Annotated in this window: 20 protein-coding genes; 18 read left to right on the forward strand and 2 right to left on the reverse strand. The window is 37.0% G+C overall.

The genetic code is table 11. The features are described 5' to 3' along the window. The first annotated feature begins 48 nt into the window (after positions 1 to 48). The 3 genes from pfkA (at position 49) to MKX96_RS07330 (ending at position 3,293) form a co-directional block, all read left to right on the forward strand. On the forward strand, positions 49 to 1,008 hold the full coding sequence (gene pfkA / locus MKX96_RS07320; protein WP_340883036.1) for a 6-phosphofructokinase: 960 nt from the start codon (positions 49 to 51) through the stop codon (positions 1,006 to 1,008). A gap of 37 nt (positions 1,009 to 1,045) precedes the next feature. Continuing rightward, on the forward strand, positions 1,046 to 2,806 hold the full coding sequence (pyk, locus tag MKX96_RS07325) for a pyruvate kinase (RefSeq protein WP_251553361.1): 1,761 nt from the start codon (positions 1,046 to 1,048) through the stop codon (positions 2,804 to 2,806). A gap of 94 nt (positions 2,807 to 2,900) precedes the next feature. Further along, positions 2,901 to 3,293, forward strand: a complete 393-nt coding sequence (locus MKX96_RS07330; RefSeq protein ID WP_340883037.1) for an FxsA family protein — start codon at positions 2,901 to 2,903, stop codon at positions 3,291 to 3,293. On the opposite strand, the gene MKX96_RS07335 is transcribed toward MKX96_RS07330, so the two are convergent. After that, a complete protein-coding gene (locus MKX96_RS07335; protein WP_340883038.1) occupies positions 3,271 to 4,245 on the reverse strand; it encodes an AI-2E family transporter in 975 nt (324 codons plus the stop codon). The two genes, MKX96_RS07330 and MKX96_RS07335, sit on opposite strands and share 23 nt — an antisense overlap. Positions 4,246 to 4,436: 191 nt before the next feature. On the opposite strand from MKX96_RS07335, the gene citZ reads away from it, so the two are divergent. The 7 genes from citZ (at position 4,437) to MKX96_RS07370 (ending at position 12,336) form a co-directional block, all read left to right on the forward strand. Further along, positions 4,437 to 5,552 (forward strand): citrate synthase, encoded by a 1,116-nt coding sequence (gene citZ / locus MKX96_RS07340; protein ID WP_340883039.1) that lies wholly within the window; start codon positions 4,437 to 4,439, stop codon positions 5,550 to 5,552. Between the two features lie 81 nt (positions 5,553 to 5,633). Continuing rightward, positions 5,634 to 6,899, forward strand: a complete 1,266-nt coding sequence (gene icd / locus MKX96_RS07345) for an NADP-dependent isocitrate dehydrogenase (protein ID WP_251553363.1) — start codon at positions 5,634 to 5,636, stop codon at positions 6,897 to 6,899. An 82-nt stretch (positions 6,900 to 6,981) separates the two neighbouring features. Then, positions 6,982 to 7,920, forward strand: coding sequence for a malate dehydrogenase (gene mdh / locus MKX96_RS07350; RefSeq protein WP_340883040.1), 939 nt, complete (start codon positions 6,982 to 6,984; stop codon positions 7,918 to 7,920). 435 nt (positions 7,921 to 8,355) lie between these two features. Next, complete coding sequence (locus MKX96_RS07355; RefSeq protein WP_340883041.1) at positions 8,356 to 8,799, forward strand: MaoC/PaaZ C-terminal domain-containing protein; 444 nt, start codon at positions 8,356 to 8,358, stop codon at positions 8,797 to 8,799. A 70-nt stretch (positions 8,800 to 8,869) separates the two neighbouring features. Further along, on the forward strand, positions 8,870 to 9,580 hold the full coding sequence (locus tag MKX96_RS07360) for a response regulator transcription factor (protein WP_340885911.1): 711 nt from the start codon (positions 8,870 to 8,872) through the stop codon (positions 9,578 to 9,580). After that, positions 9,577 to 11,109 (forward strand): two-component system histidine kinase PnpS, encoded by a 1,533-nt coding sequence (gene pnpS / locus MKX96_RS07365; RefSeq protein ID WP_340883042.1) that lies wholly within the window; start codon positions 9,577 to 9,579, stop codon positions 11,107 to 11,109. Before MKX96_RS07360 ends, pnpS begins: the two co-directional genes overlap by 4 nt. Before the next feature lie 12 nt (positions 11,110 to 11,121). Next, positions 11,122 to 12,336 (forward strand): carboxylate--amine ligase, encoded by a 1,215-nt coding sequence (locus MKX96_RS07370; RefSeq protein WP_298471395.1) that lies wholly within the window; start codon positions 11,122 to 11,124, stop codon positions 12,334 to 12,336. Between the two features lie 724 nt (positions 12,337 to 13,060). Here MKX96_RS07370 and MKX96_RS07375 read toward each other — a convergent pair. Next, positions 13,061 to 13,735 carry a 5'-methylthioadenosine/S-adenosylhomocysteine nucleosidase family protein gene (locus MKX96_RS07375; protein ID WP_340883043.1) on the reverse strand — a complete coding sequence of 225 codons (675 nt, stop codon included), beginning with the start codon at positions 13,733 to 13,735 and terminating at the stop codon, positions 13,061 to 13,063. 294 nt (positions 13,736 to 14,029) lie between these two features. Here MKX96_RS07375 and hflK point away from each other — a divergent pair, with 294 nt between their 5' ends. From hflK to nrdR, 8 genes are all read left to right on the forward strand, one after another. Beyond that, on the forward strand, positions 14,030 to 15,019 hold the full coding sequence (hflK, locus tag MKX96_RS07380) for an FtsH protease activity modulator HflK (RefSeq protein ID WP_340883044.1): 990 nt from the start codon (positions 14,030 to 14,032) through the stop codon (positions 15,017 to 15,019). Continuing rightward, on the forward strand, positions 15,019 to 15,990 hold the full coding sequence (hflC, locus tag MKX96_RS07385; protein WP_340883045.1) for a protease modulator HflC: 972 nt from the start codon (positions 15,019 to 15,021) through the stop codon (positions 15,988 to 15,990). The genes hflK and hflC overlap by 1 nt, the downstream gene beginning before the upstream one ends. Positions 15,991 to 16,503: 513 nt before the next feature. Beyond that, the gene (polA, locus tag MKX96_RS07390) at positions 16,504 to 19,131 is read left to right on the forward strand and encodes a DNA polymerase I (RefSeq protein ID WP_340883046.1); all 2,628 of its coding nucleotides are present in this window, start codon (positions 16,504 to 16,506) and stop codon (positions 19,129 to 19,131) included. A 12-nt stretch (positions 19,132 to 19,143) separates the two neighbouring features. Continuing rightward, entirely contained in the window at positions 19,144 to 20,019 is an 876-nt protein-coding gene (gene mutM / locus MKX96_RS07395; RefSeq protein WP_340883047.1) for a bifunctional DNA-formamidopyrimidine glycosylase/DNA-(apurinic or apyrimidinic site) lyase, read from the forward strand. A 13-nt stretch (positions 20,020 to 20,032) separates the two neighbouring features. After that, entirely contained in the window at positions 20,033 to 20,620 is a 588-nt protein-coding gene (coaE, locus tag MKX96_RS07400) for a dephospho-CoA kinase (protein ID WP_340883048.1), read from the forward strand. 124 nt (positions 20,621 to 20,744) lie between these two features. Then, the gene (locus MKX96_RS07405) at positions 20,745 to 21,749 is read left to right on the forward strand and encodes a glyceraldehyde-3-phosphate dehydrogenase (protein ID WP_169360303.1); all 1,005 of its coding nucleotides are present in this window, start codon (positions 20,745 to 20,747) and stop codon (positions 21,747 to 21,749) included. Between the two features lie 297 nt (positions 21,750 to 22,046). Beyond that, the gene (speD, locus tag MKX96_RS07410; RefSeq protein WP_169360302.1) at positions 22,047 to 22,430 is read left to right on the forward strand and encodes an adenosylmethionine decarboxylase; all 384 of its coding nucleotides are present in this window, start codon (positions 22,047 to 22,049) and stop codon (positions 22,428 to 22,430) included. Positions 22,431 to 22,548: 118 nt separating this feature from the next. Next, positions 22,549 to 23,013 carry a transcriptional regulator NrdR gene (gene nrdR / locus MKX96_RS07415; protein WP_169360301.1) on the forward strand — a complete coding sequence of 155 codons (465 nt, stop codon included), beginning with the start codon at positions 22,549 to 22,551 and terminating at the stop codon, positions 23,011 to 23,013. The last annotated feature ends 24 nt before the right edge of the window (positions 23,014 to 23,037 follow it).

The raw sequence follows: 23,037 nt of genomic DNA on the forward strand, positions 1-23,037 counted from the left end.
CATGTTACAATTATAGTTAATAGAGGTAAGTTTGGAGGGGATAGAGAGATGAAACGTATTGGTGTATTAACTAGTGGCGGTGACGCTCCAGGTATGAACGCTGCAATTCGAGCGGTTGTAAGAAAGGCCATATTTGAAGGTATTGAAGTTGTTGGTATTTTACATGGTTATCAAGGATTAATAGAAGGAAAAATGGAAAAGCTGGATCTGGGTTCTGTTGGTGATATCATCCAAAGAGGTGGAACTAAGCTTTACTCTGCGAGATGTCCAGAATTTAGAACAGAAGAAGGCCAATTAAAGGCAATTGAACAGTTGAAGGCTAATGAAATTGATGGACTCGTAATTATTGGGGGAGACGGATCCTACCGTGGATCTATGACTCTTACAAAGAACGGGTTCCCATGTGTTGGGATTCCAGGTACTATCGATAATGATATTCCAGGAACTGATTATACATTAGGTTTTGATACTGCGCTTAATACAGTAATTGAATGTATTGATAAAATTAGAGACACTGCTACTTCACATGATCGCACCTTTATCATTGAAGTCATGGGAAGAGATGCTGGAGACTTAGCTTTATGGGCTGGGCTTGCAGGAGGAGCAGAAACCATTATTGTTCCTGAGGTAGAGATGGATATTACAGAGGTAGTGGAACGCTTAGAAAGTGGAACGGCACGTGGAAAAAAACATAGTATTATCGTTGTAGCAGAAGGTGTAATGAGTGGACAGGAATTTGCTGCAAAACTTAAGGAGCATGCTAATATTGAGACGAGAGTTTCAGTGCTAGGGCATATTCAACGCGGTGGCTCTCCTACAGGACGAGATCGTGTGTTGGCGAGTTTATTTGGTGCAAAAGCAGTAGAAGTTTTACTGAATAGCTCTGGAGGCCGTGCAATTGGAATCCAAAATCATCAAGTGGTAGACTATGATATGACAGAAGCATTTGAAAAAACGGAAGAATTCGATTTAGATATGTATCGCTTATCTAAAGAGTTGTCTATTTAAGATTACATAAATTACAGCAACAGGAAGGATTAGATGTATGAGAAAAACTAAAATAGTTTGTACAATTGGACCAGCAAGTGAATCAGAGGAAACATTAGAAAAGCTAATTGAGGCCGGCATGAATGTTGCTCGCTTAAACTTTTCTCATGGTAGCCATGAGGAACATGCTGGAAGAATCGAACGTATTAAAAAAGTAGCTAAAAGATTAGACAAAATCGTTGGAATCTTACTGGATACAAAAGGTCCTGAGATTCGTACACATAAGATGGAAAATGATGCGATTGAGCTTGCATCTGGGCAATCCATTGATATCTCTATGACAGAAGTGCTGGGCAATAATGAACGTTTCTCTATTTCCTATGAAAAGTTAATAGAGGATGTACAGGAAGGATCTATTATATTACTTGATGATGGGCTGATCGAGCTTATCGTTAAAGGAATAGATTTAGAAAATGGAATTATTCATACGTATGTACAAAATGCTGGAACTTTAAAGAACAACAAGGGTGTGAACGTTCCAGGAGTTTCTGTGCAATTACCAGGTATTACAGAAAAAGATGCAAAAGATATTCTCTTTGGTATTGAACAGGATGTGGATTTCGTCGCTGCTTCTTTCGTTCGTAGAGCTAAAGATGTACAGGAAATCCGTGAACTTTTAGAAAATAATAATGGATCTCATATTCAAATCATACCTAAAATTGAAAACCAAGAGGGTGTCGATAATATTGATGAAATCCTTCAAGTTTCTGATGGTTTAATGGTTGCAAGGGGAGACCTTGGAGTAGAGATTCCTGCTGAGGAAGTTCCATTAGTACAGAAATCACTTATTCAAAAATGTAACGAAGCCGGTAAGCCGGTTATTACCGCAACACAAATGTTAGACTCTATGCAAAGAAATCCTCGTCCTACACGTGCAGAGGCAAGTGACGTTGCAAACGCAATCTTTGACGGTACAGATGCTATTATGCTTTCTGGTGAGACAGCTGCAGGGCTTTATCCACTTGAAGCAGTTCAGACGATGGATAAAATCGCAAAACGTACCGAAAATGCAATTGATTATCGTGCTATTGTTAACAAACTAAGCAAGGCAAGAGAAGTTAATCTAACAGATGCAATAGGGCAAGCGGTTGCTCATACTGCCATCAACTTAAAGGTTAAAGCGGTTATTGCTCCGACAGAAAGTGGACATACAGCTAAAATGATTTCTAAATTTAGACCTGGTGTGCCTATTATTGCAGTAACATCTACTGTAAAGCCATCTAGATTGCTGACATTAGTATGGGGAGTGTATCCGATAGTTGGTAAGAAAGCATATTCTACGGATGAGGTACTAGAAATTGCTGTGGAGGAAAGTATTTTACAGCATTATGTGACACACGGAGATTTAGTAGTAATCACTGCAGGAGTTCCAGTTGGACAAGCAGGTACTACTAACTTAATGAAAGTTCACGTTATTGGAGACATGGTAGCTAAGGGGCAAGGGATCGGAAAGAAAACTGCCTTTGGTAAAGCAATCGTTGTTAATAACGCAAAGGAACTAGAAGGTCAGGATACAAGTGAGAGTATTATCGTGACCATTGGTTCTGACAAAGATATGGTTCCTGCTATCGAAAATTGCAAAGGCTTAATCACAGAAGAGGGTGGCTTAACAAGTCATGCCGCTGTTGTTGGTTTAAGCTTTGGAATTCCTGTAATAGTTGGGGTACACGATGCAACGAAGCTTATAGAGAATGGTCAAGAATTAACGTTAGACGCTGAAAGTGGAGTAATCTACAATGGGCAAGCTAGCATTATTTAATAAGATAGGCTAAGAATTTATATATTCTCAAGACAAGTGCCTCACATAAAGTGAGGCACTTGTTTTATACTTAGTATAGAAGGACGGTGTCTTTATGAAATGGATCATAGGTTTGTTTGTAGTAGTTCCTGCAATTGAGTTATATATTTTACTTTTAGCAGGCAAGTCATTAGGAGCTTTCAATACACTTTTACTAATCATGGCCACTGGAATAATTGGTGGACTTGTAGCAAAGCGTCAAGGTATGAAAGCTTTCCGTGAGGTTTCGGATAGTGTGAAAAACTACCAAGCACCGGGTGAATCAGCGATTAATGGAATTTGTATTTTCATTGGGGCTATTTTAGTAATACTACCAGGATTTATCTCTGATATTCTTGGATTTTTATTGTTGTTCTCTCCAACGCGTAAGCTGTTTAAACCTTTGTTTTATAGATGGGTTAAGAAAAAGATGAAGAATGGTCAAGTCATCGTGATGAAGTCTTCATAGAACCGCCCCATTTGTTAGCTATTAAATAGATGAATGGGCTGAATAGAATACCAACAAAGCCAAATATCAATACTGCCGCAGCACTTAAAAAGAATACATGGACAGCTTTAATCTGCATAGAAGCCGACCAAAGTAAATTGTCTACTATATGTCTTGTAAGCTGTACAAAAATATAAAGCAATAAAATAATACTTCCAAATAGTTTCGCATCTAGAAGGAAGAAATAAATGCTCATAGGTATTAAGATTATGCCAGTCCCAAGAAAAGGGATGCTATCCACTAAAGAAATTAAAAAAGCATTTTTTATCGGGTTATGTAGACCGAGCACGCTAAAGCCTATAGAAAGTAAAATAAATGTAATTAACAATAACTTCACTTCCACGCCCAAAAAGCTATTAACTACCTCCGAAGATTTCATGACTACTTTATGAAAGAATTCTCTTGTTTTCACTGGGAAATAAATCAGGAACCAAAGTCTATCCTTTGTAGACTCATACAACGAAAAAAAAAGTCCAATGCTAAAAAGAAGTACTTCAAAAACATAGGTAGGCAGATGAGTAAGATTCACCAATAAATTATCTAAAATTGTGTTTAATAGCTCTTGGAACTTATCTTCAAACATTAGAAATATAGGATGCTTTTGCAAGTCATCAAAAGGTAAGTATAAAAGATGCTCATGCAGAAGAGGTATAAGCGTGACTAATGATTGAAAGATGAAATATACGAAAAGTAAAAAGCTACTTAATATAATTACCTCTGTTAATAGTACGCTCACTATAATTGGCAGCCTGAGTTTCTTATGAAAGAAATTAGACGTTGGAAACAATAGATATCCACACAGGATAGATAACGTTAAAGGGTAAGCAATGAAAAGGATTAATCCGATGATTCCAATTGGCATCCAATAAGATATAATATCTTTCTTGTTTATTTGAAAACTAACTATATTCATCCATTCTTTTCTCAGTATAAATTGATTGAAAAGTTATTTTTTAATAATTTTAAGCGTTTTCATTCACAAAATAGCCAAAATTGATTATAATACGAGAGTAAGCAATTTAAAGGTACATATTAAATACAGGTAAAACTCTATTTACGAGACATGTAGATAATGCAGTTTTTCTGTAGAAGGGGAGATTACTAATGACGTCAACTCGTGGTTTAGAAGGAATCGTAGCGACACAGTCAGCAATAAGCTCTATTATTGATGACACCCTTACATACGTCGGCTATGATATTGATGATTTAACGAATAATGCAAGTTTTGAAGAGGTAGTTTACCTTTTATGGCATAAACGTCTGCCAAACGCTTCAGAACTAGCAGAGCTAAAACAGCAACTTGCTGATAACATGGCAGTACCTCAAGAAGTATTAAATCATTTCAAAACATATCCTATTAATAAAGTTCATCCAATGACTGCTCTTAGAACAGCTGTATCTATGCTAGCATTATATGACGATTCTGCAGAGGATATGTCCGAGGAAGCAAACTACCTTAAAGCTATCCAGTTACAAGCTAAAATGTCTACTTTAGTAACTGCATTTTCTCGTGTACGCAAAGGATTAGAGCCAGTAGCTCCTAAATCTGATTTAGGCTACGCTGCAAACTTCTTATATATGCTATCTGGTGAAATGCCAGAAGAAATTGAAGTGGAAGCTTTTAACAAAGCATTAGTACTTCATGCAGACCATGAATTAAATGCATCTACATTCACTGCACGTGTTTGTGTAGCAACTCTTTCTGATATTTACTCAGGTGTTGTTTCAGCTATCGGTGCTCTTAAAGGGCCACTTCATGGTGGAGCAAACGAACAAGTAATGAAAATGTTAACTGAAATTGATACTCTTGAAAACGTAGATAGCTATGTTCAAGATAAATTAGACAACAAAGTTAAAATCATGGGCTTTGGTCACCGCGTTTATAGAAAAGGTGATCCTCGTGCAAAACACTTGCGTGAAATGTCTAAAAAACTAACAGCTCTTCGCGGAGAGTCAAAATTATATGATATGTCTGTACGCATTGAAGAAATCGTTACTGGTCAAAAGAACTTGCCACCAAATGTAGATTTCTATTCAGCATCTGTCTACCATTCATTAAATATTGACCATGATTTATTCACACCTATTTTTGCGGTTTCACGTGTATCTGGATGGGTAGCTCATATTCTTGAGCAATATTCAGACAACCGTTTAATCCGTCCACGTGCAGAATACGTTGGACCTGGTATGCAAAAATATGTTCCAATCGAAGAACGATAATATCAATTGTTTGTAAAGATTAGGGCTAAGACACATAGCGTGTCATTGGCCCTATGATTATGATAGTAGGAGGAAATAATAATGACATCTGGTAAAATTACAGTAGAAAACGGTGTACTTAACGTACCAAACACAGCAATCATTCCATTTATCGAAGGTGACGGAACAGGTCCTGATATCTGGGCAGCAGCTTCACGCGTATTAGAATCTGCAGTAGAAAAAGCTTATAACGGCGAAAAGAAAATTGAATGGAAAGAAGTGCTTGCTGGACAAAAAGCATTCGACCAAACTGGTGAATGGTTACCACAAGAAACTTTAGACGTTATCAATGAGTACTTAATCGCTATTAAAGGACCTTTAACAACACCAATCGGTGGAGGAATTCGTTCATTAAACGTAGCTCTACGTCAAGAATTAGACCTATACACTTGCCTACGTCCAGTTCGTTATTTCACTGGTGTTCCATCTCCAGTTAAACGTCCTGAAGATACAGATATGGTTATTTTCCGTGAAAACACAGAAGATATCTATGCTGGTATTGAATATGCAAAAGGTACAGACAATGCTAAAAAACTAATCGAGTTCTTACAAACAGAATTCGGTGTTAAAAACATTCGTTTCCCAGAAACTTCAGGTATCGGTATTAAACCAATTTCTGAAGAAGGTACTAAACGTTTAGTGCGTGCTGCATTAAACTACATTATTAAAGAAGGTCGTACTTCTTTAACATTAGTACACAAAGGAAATATCATGAAGTTCACTGAAGGAGCTTTCAAAACTTGGGGCTATGAAGTGGCTGAACAAGAATTTGGTGACAAAGTATTCACTTGGAACCAATACGATCAAATTAAAGAAGAACAAGGTACTGAAGCAGCTGACAAAGCTCAATCGGATGCAATTGCAGCTGGTAAAATCCTAGTTAAGGATTCAATCGCTGATATCTTCTTACAACAAATCTTAACTCGTCCAAAAGAGTTCGATGTAGTTGCTACTATGAACTTAAATGGAGATTATATCTCTGATGCACTTGCTGCACAAGTTGGTGGTATCGGTATCGCTCCTGGAGCTAACATCAACTACGTAACTGGACATGCTATTTTTGAAGCTACTCACGGTACAGCTCCAAAATATGCTGGTTTAGATAAAGTTAACCCATCTTCAGTAATCCTTTCAGGTGTACTAATGCTTGAACACCTTGGCTGGAACGAAGCTGCTAAACTTATCATGGATTCCATGGAAAAAACAATTGAATCTAAAGTAGTAACTTACGACTTTGCTCGTCTAATGGATGGCGCTAAAGAAGTTAAGTGTTCAGAGTTTGCTGACGAATTGATTAAAAATCTTTAATCGGAAGTTATGAAATTTGGTTTAACGAAAGAGAGGATTAATTCCTCTCTTTTCCAATTTTGGACAAAAGGAGAGTTACGACATGACAATGAAACGTAATAAAATCTCAGTTATCGGTAGCGGGTTTACAGGTGCTACTACAGCGTTCCTATTGGCACAAAAAGAATTGGGAGATATCGTATTAGTGGATATACCACAAGCTGAAAACCCTACTAAAGGCAAAGCTTTAGATATGGCGGAAGCTGGACCAGTTCAAGGATTCGATGCTAGTATTATCGGTACTTCTAATTACGAAGAAACGAAGAATTCGGATCTAGTAATTATTACTGCAGGTATTGCACGTAAGCCTGGCATGAGCCGTGACGATTTAGTTCAGACAAACCAAAAAGTAATGAAGGCTGTTACTGGAGAAATTATTAAATATTCTCCGAACACAACGATTTTAGTATTAACCAACCCAGTTGACGCTATGACATACACTGTCTTTAAGGAATCCGGTCTACCGAAGGAAAGAGTTATCGGGCAATCGGGAGTGTTAGATACTGCTCGTTTCCGTACATTTGTTGCACAGGAATTAAACCTATCTGTTAAAGATGTAACTGGTTTTGTTCTTGGAGGTCATGGCGATGACATGGTTCCACTTGTAAGATACTCATATGCTGGCGGTATACCTTTAGAAAAACTAATGGATAAAGATCGCCTGGAGGCTATTGTGGATCGCACTCGTAAAGGTGGAGCAGAAATTGTTAACCTTTTAGGCAATGGATCTGCATACTATGCACCCGCTGCTTCACTTGTAGAAATGGCAGAGGCTATCCTAAAGGATCAAAAACGTGTTCTTCCATCCATTGCATACTTAGAAGGGGAATATGGTATGGAAGGTATTTACCTTGGAGTACCAACCGTTCTAGGTGCAGGTGGCATTGAGAAGATTATAGAACTTGATCTGACTGAAGAAGAAAAAAATCTGTTAAGTAAATCTGCTGATGCAGTAAAAGTAGTAATGAAGGTTTTAGCTTAATAGTCTGATCTAATGAGTGAGATTAATTTCTCACTCATTTTTTGTTATTTAGGAAATTATAAAATTATGAACCTGTGGATAAATTAATGTCTAGCTCCAGCGCCTTGCCCCTCGGGGTCAAATGGATAAAAGCTCCGGTGGCTGAGGAACTGCCTCCTCGCTTTTCTCCATTTGCCTGTCGGGGCAGACATAGGAGCTTACGCTTTTCTTGTTATGGAGCTAATCCTAATCAGTTTAATAAATGGCGCATTCTCAATTAAATAAGAAACACTTTCTATTTAATGGACGTAACCTAATGCAACATTTCCTTAAGAGGAACGTCTGTTGAAAAGAGTGTAGTCATCCATACGTGAATATAGTAGTATCGTTTGTTGCGTTCCTCTAATAATTATTGATAAGATATAGGTAACTTAAATGTAGGGAGTTGAAGCATAATTGCTAGGGAGAATATCTAGAATCGGAAAGAGTATACAAGATTTAATTATCGGAGAAAAACTGTCTATCACAGAGAAAATCGAGGATAAAGATATATTACTATACTTAGGATTGACAAATGATAACAATCCTCTTTATATTCAACATGATTTTGCTTCCAAAACAGAATATGAAAAACCAATTGTACCTACGATTATGTTGACTGGTATTGTAACTTCTGCAATATCCAAATATCTTCCTGGACCAGGTTCTCATGTATATAGGCAAGAGATTACGTTTCCTGTACCTGCGTACCATTATTCCTTAATAACATTTACGTTTGTAATTACCGATATTAATGTACATAAAAATGAAGTTAGTATAGAAGTTGAAGGCCGTAACGAGGAAAAGGAAACAGTCTTACAAGGTAAGTTTCTTGTAGCTCCTCCCACTTTACAACCTTAAAATACTATAATAAGTATCGGTTTAGTTGCTGATTTGGAATGGGGGTTTCAAATCGACTATGGAGGCTAAGATAATGAAAAAAGTATTAGTAGTGGATGATGAAAGTTCGATTGTAACTTTATTAAAATATAATTTAGAGGAAGCTGGTTTTCAAGTTATTACAGCTGCTGATGGGCGTGAAGGCTTGAATTATGCTGTAGAGGAAAATCCGGATGTTATTGTTCTGGACTGGATGTTACCGTATCTAGATGGCATGGAAGTATGTAAAGAGTTAAGGCTAAGAAAGATACAAACACCTATAATCATGCTTACAGCCAAAGGTGAAGAGTTTGATAAAGTTCTTGGACTTGAACTTGGAGCAGATGACTATATGACAAAGCCATTTAGCCCTCGAGAAGTTACTGCGAGAGTAAAGGCGATGATTCGTAGAAGTGTATTAACATCAGAGCATCAAAAGAAAAATGCTGATGACAACTATACCTTTGGCGGTTTAAAAATATTTCCTGATCGCTTTGAAGTTCTTTTAAATGATCAGCCCTTAGAATTCACCCCAAAAGAATTTGAGTTGCTTGTGTATTTAATTGAAAACAAAAATAGAGTGTTAACTCGTGATCAGTTGTTAAGCTCTGTATGGAATTACGATTTTGCGGGTGATACAAGGATTGTAGATGTTCACATTAGTCACCTAAGAGATAAAATTGAAGAAAATAGCCGTAAGCCTATGTATATTAAAACCATTAGAGGGCTTGGATACAAGTTTGAGGAGCCAAAGTCAATATGAGTTTTCACAATAGAATATTTCGTATTTATTCTATTTTAATCGGACTAATTCTCCTTGGAGTCGGTTTAGTATTGGCACAAATATTTCCTATCTTCATCGAGCGTACTACTAGTACGAGTATTGATGGGAAAATTGAGGATATCGAAAGTTATATAAGTACAACCAATATCACTTCCGAGGAAAGACAAGAAATCATTAATCATTTAAATGCTTCTTTGTTAGAAGAAGATGTGAATTTTATTCAAATGAATTTATGGATTGCATTGGCATTTATCCTTATATTAGCTTATCTAATTGCTTTGATCATTAGCTTTAATATAATGAAAAGATACTCGCAGCCAGTTGAACACTTAACGGAAACAGCAATGGAGCTAGCTAGAGGAAATTATCGAATACGAGCTTTTGAGGATGGTTTTTCAGGAATGTCCAAGCTTACAAATTCAATTAATATACTAGCTAGAAATCTTCAGGATATATCTATCATGCGTGAAACCGAAAAAGAACGATTAAAAACGCTCATTGAGAATATGGGAAGTGGTTTAATCATGATAGACCGCAGCGGAGTAGTGAGTATAGTCAATCGCTCGTTTCTTAACCAGCTGCAGCTAAGCTTTGAGCAAGTAGACGGAAAACAATTTCGTAAAATTGGATTACCCGAACAGATAGAAACGTTTATAGAAAAGCTATTTTTGACGGAAATGCTAAGCAAGGAACAAATTGAAATACAGCGTAATTTAAGTACATACCACCTCGTAGCATACGGTGCCCCTGTAATTGGGGAGCATGGAAGATGGCTAGGGATTGTCGTAGTATTTCATGATGTCACTGAATTGATCAAACTGGAGCAGGTAAGAAAAGACTTTGTTGCGAATGTATCACATGAATTAAAAACTCCTGTGACTTCCATTAAAGGATTTTCTGAAACCCTGTTATATGGTGCCTATAAAAAAGAAGATACGTTATTATCTTTTCTAGAAATCATATACAAGGAAAGCAATCGTCTTCAAATGCTTATTAATGATTTATTAGACCTATCAACAGTAGAACAAGCTGGATATGAAATTAAGTTGAATAGGGTTCGGTTATACGATGTGCTCATGCAAAGTATGGAAATGACAAATCATTTATTGGAAGAAAAAAATATGGAATTAACTCTATCCTTAGATGAGAAGGTAGAGGTACTGGGAGATTCCAACCGAATTATGCAAATTATGATGAATTTATTGACCAATGCTATTACCTACTCATCCGAAAATACCTTCATCACGGTGAATATAGGAAAAGACAAAAAATATGGTTACTTCACAATTAAGGACCAAGGAATTGGTATTAAGGAAGAAGAGGTAGAACGCATATTTGAACGTTTTTATCGAGTGGACCGTGCAAGAAGTCGTAACTCAGGTGGTACAGGATTAGGCTTGGCAATCGTCAAGCATATCGTAGAAGCTCATCATGGTTTAATAAAAGTTGAAAGTGAGATTGGAAAAGGTACAGCTTTTACTGTGTATATTCCACTCACGAAAAGTTAATGGAGGTCCATCATGAATAATCAACCATTTATCCCTATTATAATTGGGACAGATATGAACGCATACAATATGTCCATTTCCTTTCACGAGGAGTATGGTATTAAACCAATTTTAGTAGGTAAAGAAGAAATGTCCTTCACTAAATTAAGCAGTGTCATTGAACATATTGAAATACACTCAAACTTATGGGACCAATCTGCTTTTGTATCCGTTTTGACAGAAGTAGCAAAAAAATATAAAACAGCAGATAAGCAGTTACTGTTAATCGGTACGAATGATTTTTATGTTCGTCTAATCATTGAGAATGCAGACGTTTTAAAAGAAATGTATGTGTTTAACTATATGACCGAGGATCTAATGAACAACCTTTTAGTAAAATCGAACTTTTATAAGCTTTGTGAAGAGCACGGAATCGATACACCTAAAACCTATTTCTACTCATGCTCTAAAAAACAACCTTTTACTGAAGAGGTGCTTTTCCCGTTGATCATTAAGCCAAGTAATGGTGTTGAATACTATAAGCATAAATTTGCTGGTCAACAAAAAGTATACCGAGTAGAGTCTCAGCAAGAATTAGATGAAGTTATTCGCAAAGTAAATGAGAGCGGCTATGAGGAAGATTTGATCATCCAGGATTATATTCCTGGAGACGATACTTACATGTGGGATTCTGTATTTTATGTTAGCTCAAAAGGGCAGGCACAGCTAAGTACACTTGCTCAAGTAGTTTTACAAGAGCATACAGTGACTGCAATAGGAAATTATACTGCACTAATTACTCGCTACGATGAAGAGTTAATGAAAAAACTTCAACACTTCTTAGAGGCAGTTGGATACGTTGGCTTTGCTAACTTCGATTTAAAATACGATGAGCGAGACGGTAAATATAAAGTTTTTGAAGTAAATATTAGACAAGGTAGATCAAGCTATTATGTAACTGCACTGGGACATAACATGGCACGATATATTGTGGATGACGTTATTTATAACAAAGAAAAGCCTTTGACGCTATTAAATGAACATTACCTATTTACGGTTGTTCCTAAAATAGTGTTGAAGAAATTTGTGGATAATCTATCTATACAGCAAGAAATTCGTTTGCTGTTAGGGGAAGGTAAGTGGGGTAACCCATTGTTTTATAAAGGGGACAAGCATTTTAAACGCAAGTTATATCTAATGGCTCGTCAGGTGAATTATTATAAAAAGTATAAAAATAATCAGTGGTGAGTAAAAATTTACAAACAATTCACATGCTATTTACATTGCTTTGATAGAGTTTAGATAGACCCCCTTTTCCAAATGAAATACTTTAAAAGGCTAGCACTTGTTGCTGGCCTTTTAATTTTTAGAATATATCTCAATTCACCTTTCGACACTATTATTTACAAGAAAAGTAGGAGGAGGTGATGGCAGATTTCCGCTCTCGGCGGACGCTTTCCGTGGGGTGAGCGATAAGCCATCACCCATCGCTTGCGCGCGTGGTTGTGATGTCTTATCTGTCTCACTCATCCCACTGGAGTCGCCGCCTGCCGCTGCAATCAAAGGGGGTGTGGCACAAAAGAAGAGATTAAAAATTGCTTGCTACAAACATTATCTTTAAGCTTACTTTAACTTCATCTATTAAAATGCTCCTCATTTGAACAAGCAACTTAACCAAAATGATCAAAGTATATCTAACATGATTATAAAATGAAAGATAAAACAGGAAATAAAACAAGTAAGATTACCATACTTTGCATGAAAGTTGCTAAAATATCTTTTTTCCAAGTATTATTTTTGGGATAACGATTGTTCAATCTTTGAAAGATGAGTAGGAAACCCCACCAAATGAATAAATTTATTAAGAACTGACTGATCTTATCATATAGCATAAATTCCCCTCCAAACTAACCTACCAATTTATTTAAATACGTTTCCCATGCAAAAAAGTTCTAACAAACTTGAAATTTATTTAAATAAATCTTTTTAAATAGTTTCCAAATATTTTGTTCATAACCTTGGGCGTATTTTCTAAATAAACATTAATTTGTTCCATGTTCGATTGGAGTTTATCAGTGTTTCTTTCATCTGTTGGAAAATCAGATATTCCTTTAATAATAATACATTCAACATCATTCTTCTTACAGATATAAGCAATTGCACTCGCTTCTGTATCGGCTATTGTTATTTCGTTTTCTTTAAGTTCTAAATAGTCCTCCCACATAACTACTGCTTTATCAGCAGTGCCAATTGTTCCTGTATAAAAATCATCTCCTCCATATCTAGATAAATCAATATCGACTATGAAGGATTGTTTAATAAATGGCTCAATTTCTTTTACTGTACAATCATATTGAACGGCTTTATTGGGTACAAAAATATCCAAATTACTGTACTTCTCATCAATTCCAGCACATGTTCCAGCAACGATGACTTTAGTTAAATTAAATTTAGAAATCATATACTGATTGCCGCCAACACCATTTACTTTTCTTACACCCGTACTATAAAAAACAAGTCCAGTATCATTGATTGTTCTTATGAAATACTCACCGTATGGGTAACTGAAACGTTCGTTATTTTTTATGCTGAAGAATTTCAATGTTGCTTCATATTCCCACTTTGTTGCAATACTTATACCTATCATCGATTGATCACCCTACAAATAAAATTTATCCTCTACACGTTTTAATTTCATATTTTATCAATTGACTATTCTTTTTTACTCTGTTCATTACCTATTAAATATTAATAGGCAAATATCCTTTTTTTACTAGCCCGCTTCCGCCCATTTAAATGTAACATTACACGAACGATACCCACGCTACGAAAAACAACCCTTATCTAAGCCAAGTCAAAAAGAAATAGTCAGTTTTGAAATTTTTGAAACTTTCCTTCTTCAGGTCCGTAAAATAACTATACATAGAGAAGGGGGAAAAATATGAGTACAAAAAGATTGTTAACTATTATCGCTGTATCTATTGTTGGCATTGTTCTTCTATCCGCAGTATTTACATCTTGGTATACAGTAGATGAATCAGAGCAAGCAATAGTTATTACATTTGGAGATGCAAGCGAGCCAATAACAGAATCAGGGTTGAAATTTAAGTTTCCTTGGCCAATACAGAAGGTAGAAAAGCTATCAAAAGAAACCTTCAGTTTACAGTTTGGTTATAAGCAAGACGCGAATGGGGAAATCACTTCCTATGACAAGGATACTAAAATGATTACTGGAGACGACAATATCGTTTTAACAGACTTGGTTGTTCAGTACAAAATCACAGATCCTAAAGCGTACTTGTTTAATTCTGAAAATCCAAAGGAAATGTTACATGATGCAACCTCGGCATCTATTCGTTCAGTAATCGGAAATTCGAAAATTGATGATGCTTTAACTTCAGGTAAGGCTCAAATTGAAGCAGATACAAATGAGTTGCTTGCTTCATTGATTAATAAATATGAAATTGGTATTACTGTGTTGACCGTAAAGCTACAAGACGTAGAGCTTCCAAATGCAGAAGTTAGGGCTGCATTTACAGCTGTAACGGATGCGGAAGAAACTAAAAATACAAAAGTAAACCAGGCAGAAAAGTATGTAAATGAAAAGGTTAGTGTGGCTGAAGGTGAAGTGGATGCTATTAAATCAGAGGCTATAGGCTACCAAACAGCACGTATTGAACAGGCAAGAGGAGATGTTGCCTTATTTGATAAGCTATATGCCGAATATCGAAATAATAAGGAAATCACTAGACAGCGATTAGTAATGGAAACATTGGAAGCTGTTTTGCCTAATGCTAAAATTTATATAATGAATGATGAAGGTGGGACGATGAAGTATTTACCACTTCAACAAATAGAGTCCTCTAAACAAAGTGCACCACCGCCTAGCACTACTACTGAGAAAAAGCCTGAAGAAGGGAGTGGACAATAATGTCAGATAATAACAACCCTTTTGCAAATTTAGAGTCAAAGTTTAAAACTGTGCCTAACAAACCCAAAAAAGAAAAGACTCCCATTGATTATAAAAAGCATACTAAATCGTTCATTTCAATTTTTGTAGTCTTTGTAATTGCTGTAATTGCCCTCGCTAATATATATGTAGTCAAGGAGGGGGAATATAGAGTTATTCGTCAGTTCGGTGAGATTAAAAGTATTAAAGATTCCCCTGGCTTGCATATGAAAATACCATTTATACAAAGTGTAACGACCATTCCAAAATACCAAATGAATCATAATTTATCTGAGGCAGAGATTAATACAATGGATAAGCGACGTATAATTATCGATAATTATGCAGTTTGGAGAGTAGTCAATCCAAAGGACATGATTTCTAACGCTGGTAACATAGTAAATGCAAGCTCTCGTATGGAGGAATTTATTTATTCAGTAGTGCGATCAGAGCTTGGTCAATTAAATTATAGTGAAATCATTAATGATGAAAATTCATCGCGTGGTAGTTTAAATGACCAGATTACTAGAGAAGTAAATGAACTTCTATCTAAAGATAAATATGGTATAGAAGTAGTAGATGTACGTATTAAAAGAACCGACTTGCCAGAAGAAAATGAGCAGTCTGTATATAACGAGATGATTTCCGATCGTGAAAGTGTTGCTCAAAAGTTTTTGTCTACGGGTGATGCTGATAAGAGAAGAATTGAAGCGGAAACGGATAGTACAGTTACGAAGATGATAGCAGAAGCTAAAAAAGAGGCTGCTCTTCTAAGAGCTGAAGGGGATGCGGAGGCTGCAAGAATTTATAATACTAGCTTTTCAAAGGACCCTGAATTTTATTCTTTATATAGAACGTTAGAATCCTATAAGAAGACAATCGGTGAAGATACAATGATTGTTATTCCTTCCGATTCTCCTTATGCCAACATCCTATCTGGATACTTAGAATAGTATATGAATCGTCATTCCCCTTACTGTCGTGGTAAGATATAGGGAATGACGATTTTATTTTATTTAGGAAAATAAAGTTTTGTACCTGTGGATAAATTGATGTCTAGCTTCACCGCCTTGCCCCTCGGGTCAAATGGATAAAAGCTGTGGGGGCTGAAAAAATGCCTCCTCGCATTTACCCATTTGCCTGTCGGGGCAGGACAGGCGCTTGCGCATTTCTTGATGTCTAGCTTCACTGCCTTGCCCCTCGGGTCAAATGGTTAAAAGCTGTGGGGGCTGAAAAAATGCCTCCTCGCATTTACCCATTTGCCTGTCGGGGCAGGACAGGCGCTTGCGCATTTCTTGATGTCTAGCTTCACCGCCTTGCCCTCGGGGTCAAATGGGAAAATACTGCGGTGGCTGAGAAGCTGACTCCTCGCATTTTCCCATTTGCCTGTCGGGGCAGAGATAGGCGGTTGCGCTTTTCTTTGTACAAGCTAATGTAAAACAATATAACTAAGGAGTGAATGATTCATGTCATCTGAAAAAATTCTATTATTAGATGGGAATAGTTTAGCTTATCGTGCATTCTTTGCCCTTCCTTTATTAACGAACGAACATGGAATACATACAAACGCTGTTTACGGCTTTACAATGATGCTTCAAAAAATTATGGATGAAGAGAATCCTACACACATGCTCGTGGCATTTGATGCAGGGAAAACTACCTTCCGCCATTCCACTTTTGAAGAATATAAGGGAGGAAGACAGAAAACTCCACCCGAGCTTTCAGAGCAATTTCCATATTTACGCAAGCTTATAGATGCTTATGGCATTAAACGATATGAGCTGGAAATGTACGAGGCAGACGATATTATAGGGACGCTAAGTCGACAGGCTGAAAAGAAGGGACAGCAGGTTGTCATTGTGTCAGGAGACAAGGATTTAACTCAGCTAGCTACTGATTCGACTACAGTGTATATTACGAGAAAAGGAATTACAGACATAGAGAAATATACACCAGAGCACGTTCAAGAAAAATACGGACTTACACCACTTCAAATCATCGATATGAAGGGATTAATGGGGGATTCCTCTGATAATATCCCGGGAGTTCCAGGCGTTGGTGAAAAAACAGCCATTAAACTTTTAAAGGAGCATGGATCTGTTGAGCAACTATATCAAGCGCTCGATTCAGTTAGTGGTGCTAAGCTAAAGGAAAAGCTTATAGCCAATGAGGAACAGGCTAAGATGAGTAAGGAGCTTGCAACTATTGAAATAAACGCTCCTATCGATGTGTCACTTGAGGATATCACTTATAGTGGTCCAAATATGGATGAAGTCATTTCTATATGGAAGGAGCTATCCTTTAAAACTTTATTAGAAAAAACGGAGTATGTTGCAGAGGAGCATTCTACCACGGAAACGACTTTTGAAATTGTAGAGAACGTGAACTCTAGTTTCTTAGTAGATGAAATGTCCCTGCACTTGGAATTATATGATGAACAGTACCATAGAGCCGATTTATTGGGCATTGCGTTGTCAGATGGGGAAAAATCTTATTTTATCCCTGGAGAAACAGCTTTCCAATCAAAAGAATTTTGTGCTTGGCTAGAGGATGAGTCCAAAACAAAGTATGTCGTGGATTCAAAAGCAACTCAAGCAGTAAGCAGAAAACATGGAGTAAGCATTGCTGGGGTGGAATTTGATCTAATACTGGCAGCCTATATAGATAATGCATCTTTGTCTGCAGATGATGTAGCAACGATAGGGAAAGAATATGGTTATTATAATGTATTAAGCAATGAGCAAATTTACGGAAAAGGAGCCAAAAAGTCTGTTCCCGAGCAAGAGAAGCTTGCGGAGCATGCAACTAGAAAGGCATTAGCTTTATGGCATTTAAAACCTATCCTAGAAAAGAAATTAAAAGAAAATGAACAATTTAAGCTATACAAGGAGTTGGAATTACCATTAGCATCTATTCTAGGGACAATGGAGTCGGATGGAGTAAAAGTGGATAAACAAGTACTTGTTGAAATGGGCCATGATTTAGAAATCAAGCTGAAGCAAATTGAAGGTGACATCCATGCTTTAGCGGGAGAAGAATTTAATATTAATTCTCCAAAGCAGCTTGGCGTCATTCTTTTTGAAAAGCTAGGACTGCCACCTATTAAGAAAACGAAGACTGGCTATTCTACAGCAGCCGATGTGTTAGAGAAACTAGCTAGTGAGCATGAAATTATTGAACAGATTCTAATGTACCGTCAATTAGGGAAGTTAAATTCAACCTATATCGAAGGACTTTTAAAAGAAATCCATGAGAGTGACGGGAAAATTCATACTAGATACCAGCAGGCTCTAACAACAACAGGGCGCTTAAGCTCTATCAATCCTAACTTGCAAAATATTCCTATCCGTCTTGAAGAAGGCAGAAAAATTCGTAAAGCGTTTGTACCAAGTAATCCTGAATGGGTTATGTTTGCAGCTGATTATTCTCAAATAGAGCTACGGGTGCTTGCACATATGGCAGAGGATGCAAACCTGATGGAAGCCTTTAAGAATAATATGGATATCCATACTAAAACCGCTATGGATGTATTCCATGTAGAGGCAGACGCTGTTGATTCTAATATGCGCCGTGCAGCAAAAGCAGTTAACTTTGGTATTGTTTATGGAATTAGTGATTACGGTCTATCTCAAAGCTTAGATATTACTCGTAAAGAAGCTGCTATATTTATCGAGAAGTATTTGAAAAGCTTCCCTGGAGTAAAGGAATATATGGATGACAGTATTCAAACAGCTAAGCAAAAAGGTTTCGTTACGACCATTTTGAACCGTAGAAGATATTTGCCGGAAATAACTAGCTCTAATTTTAATCTGAGAAGCTTTGCTGAACGCACAGCTATGAATACGCCTATACAAGGAAGCGCAGCAGATATCATTAAAAAAGCGATGATTGATATGGCAGCACGACTTAAAAAAGAAAACATGCAAACCAAGATGCTTCTTCAAGTGCATGATGAGCTAATATTCGAGGCTCCTCCAGAAGAGATTGCACTGCTTGAGAAAATCGTTCCTGAGGTAATGGAATCTGCGATTGAGCTAAACGTTCCTCTTAAAGTGGAGTATGCGTTTGGATCATCTTGGTACGATACAAAGTAAGGAGTTTTATGTATGCCAGAATTACCAGAGGTGGAAGGTGTTGTTCGAGGACTTCAGCCTGTTGTCACAGGTAAATTGATTCAATCAGTGGATGTTTCTCCAACCATCATAAAATCAAAGCAAGTTGGAAAGGAAGCTATTATCAAGGGAGCAGACGTGGAGTCATTCCAGGCTGCTCTTCCTGGTATGGTGATCGCTCGAATTGAACGGCGCTCGAAATATATTTATTTTCATTTGAAAAACCAATATGGAGAACCATTTCTACTCGTTTCGCATTTGGGCATGTCTGGTGCTTGGTTCTATGTAAGGACCTTGGATGACATCATAGAGGAAAAGTTTAAAAAGCATAGTCATGTTACTCTTCATTTTGAAGAAGGAGAAATGCTTGTATATGCGGACATACGTCGCTTTGGCGAGCTACGTCTGCTAGAAACCGAAGCAGACTACCCACCTTTACTTTTGATGGCTCCCGAGCCTTTTGACGATGGAGCATTAGAGCATTTTCTACAGATGAGTCTCTTGCCGCGCTATGAAAACAAAGCTATCAAGGAGTTCATCATGGATGGTCATGTCGTTTCGGGCTGTGGCAATATATATGCCACAGAGGCATTATTTAATCTTAGAATACATCCTGCCCGGACAGTAAAAAGAATAAGTAAAGCAAGAAAAATTCAACTGTTTCAGGAAATAGTGACAGTACTGTTAGACAGCATTGAAAATGGTGGAAGTACTATTTCAGATTATCGCTCTATTAATGGTGGAGCAGGAACGATGCAGCATAGATTACAAATGTATAGCAAAAAAAGCTGCCCAATCTGTGGGAAGGCTACCAAGCAAAAAACAATAGCTGGCCGAACATCTACCTATTGTGGTTCGTGCCAAAAGTAACGGAGGATTCATCATGATCATTGGATTGACTGGAAGTATCGCTAGCGGCAAAAGTACGGTGTCAAATATGCTGAAAGAAATGGGATATCCCATTATTGATGCAGATCTTGTAGCAAGAATCGTTGTGGAAAAAGGAACAGATGCTCTTCAGGCAATAACGGAGGTTTTTGGAGACGAGATACTTAATGCGGATGGTGAACTAAATCGTCCGAAGCTAGGTGAAATAATTTTTTCTTCACCCGCCCAAAGAAAACAGTTGAATGATATTATGCATCCGGCCATTCGAGCGGAAATGATGAGACAAAAAGAGGAAATGTTACTAGCAGGTCATCCGGTTATTATAATGGATATCCCATTGCTTTTTGAAAGTAAGCTCCAATCTTACGTGGATAAAATTATTGTCGTTACTGTATCAGAAGAAACTCAACTGAACAGGCTAATGGCTAGAAATAATTATTCCAAAGAGGAAGCAAAAGCAAGAATTCAATCTCAGTTGCCTTTGTCTATTAAGGAGAAGGGCGCAGATGCTGTCATTTATAATAATGGTACTTTGGAGTCAACTAGGGAGCAGCTAGAAAAAATTCTTAGAGCTTGGAAGTAATAATTATTTGAAAATAACGAATTTAAAAACAGGGTATTTTAAGGCTACATAATTCTAAAATTGTGTTATACTAATGCATGATTATAAAAGAAAAAGTATCACACGTTATAGGAGGACTTATTATATGTCAGCTTCAATTGCAATCAATGGTTTTGGAAGAATCGGAAGAATGGTATTTCGCCAAGCAATCGTACAAGAGGAACTTAATGTAGTAGCTATTAATGCTAGATACCCATTAGAAACTTTAGCTCACCTAATAAGATATGATTCTACACATGGAACTTTCTCTGGAGAAATTGAGATTGGAGATAATGCTCTAATCGTAAATGGTAAACATGTACAGATCGTAAACGAGCGTGAGCCAGAAAAACTTCCATGGAAAGAATTGAATGTGGATATCGTAATTGAATCTACTGGTAAATTCAATGATGGAGAAAAAGCATCAGGTCACATAAAAGCTGGGGCTAAGAAGGTCGTTATTACAGCACCTGCCAAAAATGAGGATGCAACGATTGTCATTGGTGTAAATGATGAAAAGCTAGACGTAGTAAATCACCAAATCATCTCAAATGCAAGCTGTACAACTAATTGTTTGGCACCAGTAGTAAAAGTATTAAACGATGCCTTTGGTATTGAAAACGGTTTAATGACTACAGTTCATGCCTATACAAATGACCAAAATAATTTAGATAACCCCCATAAAGATTTAAGACGTGCGCGTTCTTGTGGGCAATCTATTATTCCTACTTCGACCGGTGCAGCGAAAGCCCTTTCACTTGTATTGCCAGAGCTAGAAGGAAAGATTCATGGAATGGCTTTACGCGTTCCTACTCCTAATGTTTCTTTAGTAGATTTAGTTGTGGATGTTCAACAAGAAGTGACAGCGGAAGAAGTAAATGCTGCGTTCCAAAAAGCAGCCGAGGGCTCTATGAAGGGCATTTTGGGAATTACTCATGAGCCATTGGTTTCGATTGATTTCAATACAACTACTAATTCTAGTACTGTAGATGGACTGACTACTATGGTAATGGGTAAAACAAAAGTTAAAGTACTTGCTTGGTATGATAATGAATGGGGTTATTCAGCAAGAGTGGTAGACTTAGCTAAAAAAGTTGCAAGTGGATTGTAATATCGTAATAACTTATTTTATTTAATTTAATTTAATTTAATTTAATTTAATTGAGTCTGACATTATGCTTTACTAATGAGTGTTTTTCCTAATATTAACATAATGCCTACCTCTTTCTAGTATTACTAGAAAGAGGTTTTTTTATATTGCACTATTAGTTAATATGTTTTATAATGGAAATCGTGTACTTCTAGTACATAGACTACTTAAAGGGTTAGGACCTCTTAGGACTAACTTTCCCCCGTGGTAGTCAACTTTGATGTTAAAAATAAAACTTATCAAAGGGGGAAACGGACATTGGAGACAATGGGACGTCACATTATTGCAGAACTATGGGAGTGCGATTTCGACAAACTTAACGATATGCAATTTATCGAACAAACATTTGTTGATGCTGCACTAAAATCAGGTGCAGAAGTTAGAGAAGTTGCATTTCACAAATTTGCACCACAAGGTGTAAGTGGAGTCGTTATAATTTCCGAGTCGCATTTAACGATTCACAGCTTTCCAGAGCACGGTTATGCAAGCATTGATGTGTATACTTGTGGTGATTTAGATCCATCAATCGCGGCTAACTATATTGCAGATGCTCTTAATGCTGGAACACGCGAAACGCTCGAAATGCCACGTGGAATGGGTCCAGTCAAGGCACCTAAAGAACGCATGACAGTTCAAGTGTAATGAAACATGAACAAAACTGAGTGAGCAGAGGAATTTATTCCTCTGCTTTTTCGATTTTATGAGGAAAAGTTGTTATAATAGGTATACAAAATTAAAGCAAACGTTTAGGAGAGGTTCTATGAAATGCCCAGCATGCCAATTTAATGGCACTAAAGTGGTCGATTCCAGACCGATAGATGATAATAAGGCAATTAGAAGAAGGAGAGAGTGTGAGGATTGTGGGTTTCGCTTCACGACCTTTGAAAAGGTAGAGGAAACTCCTTTAATTGTCGTAAAGAAAGATGGATCTCGAGAAGAATTCAGCCGAGAGAAAATATTGCGAGGGTTAATACGTGCATGTGAGAAGAGACCTGTTGCACTTGACCAATTAGAGGAAGTTGTGTTTTATATTGAAAAGGAACTAAGAAGAACAGGTAACTCTGAAGTTAAATCAGAGGAAGTTGGCGAAAAGGTCATGGACAAGCTTGCTGAGATTGATGAGGTTGCCTATGTAAGATTCGCTTCTGTATATCGCCAGTTTAAAGACATAAATGTTTTCATTGATGAGTTAAAGGAAATCTTAAAAAAGAATCCTTCATTATAAGCAATTATTTAAGGAGTAGGTAAA

The organism is Psychrobacillus sp. FSL W7-1493 (assembly GCF_038004905.1).
Taxonomy (GTDB): domain Bacteria; phylum Bacillota; class Bacilli; order Bacillales_A; family Planococcaceae; genus Psychrobacillus.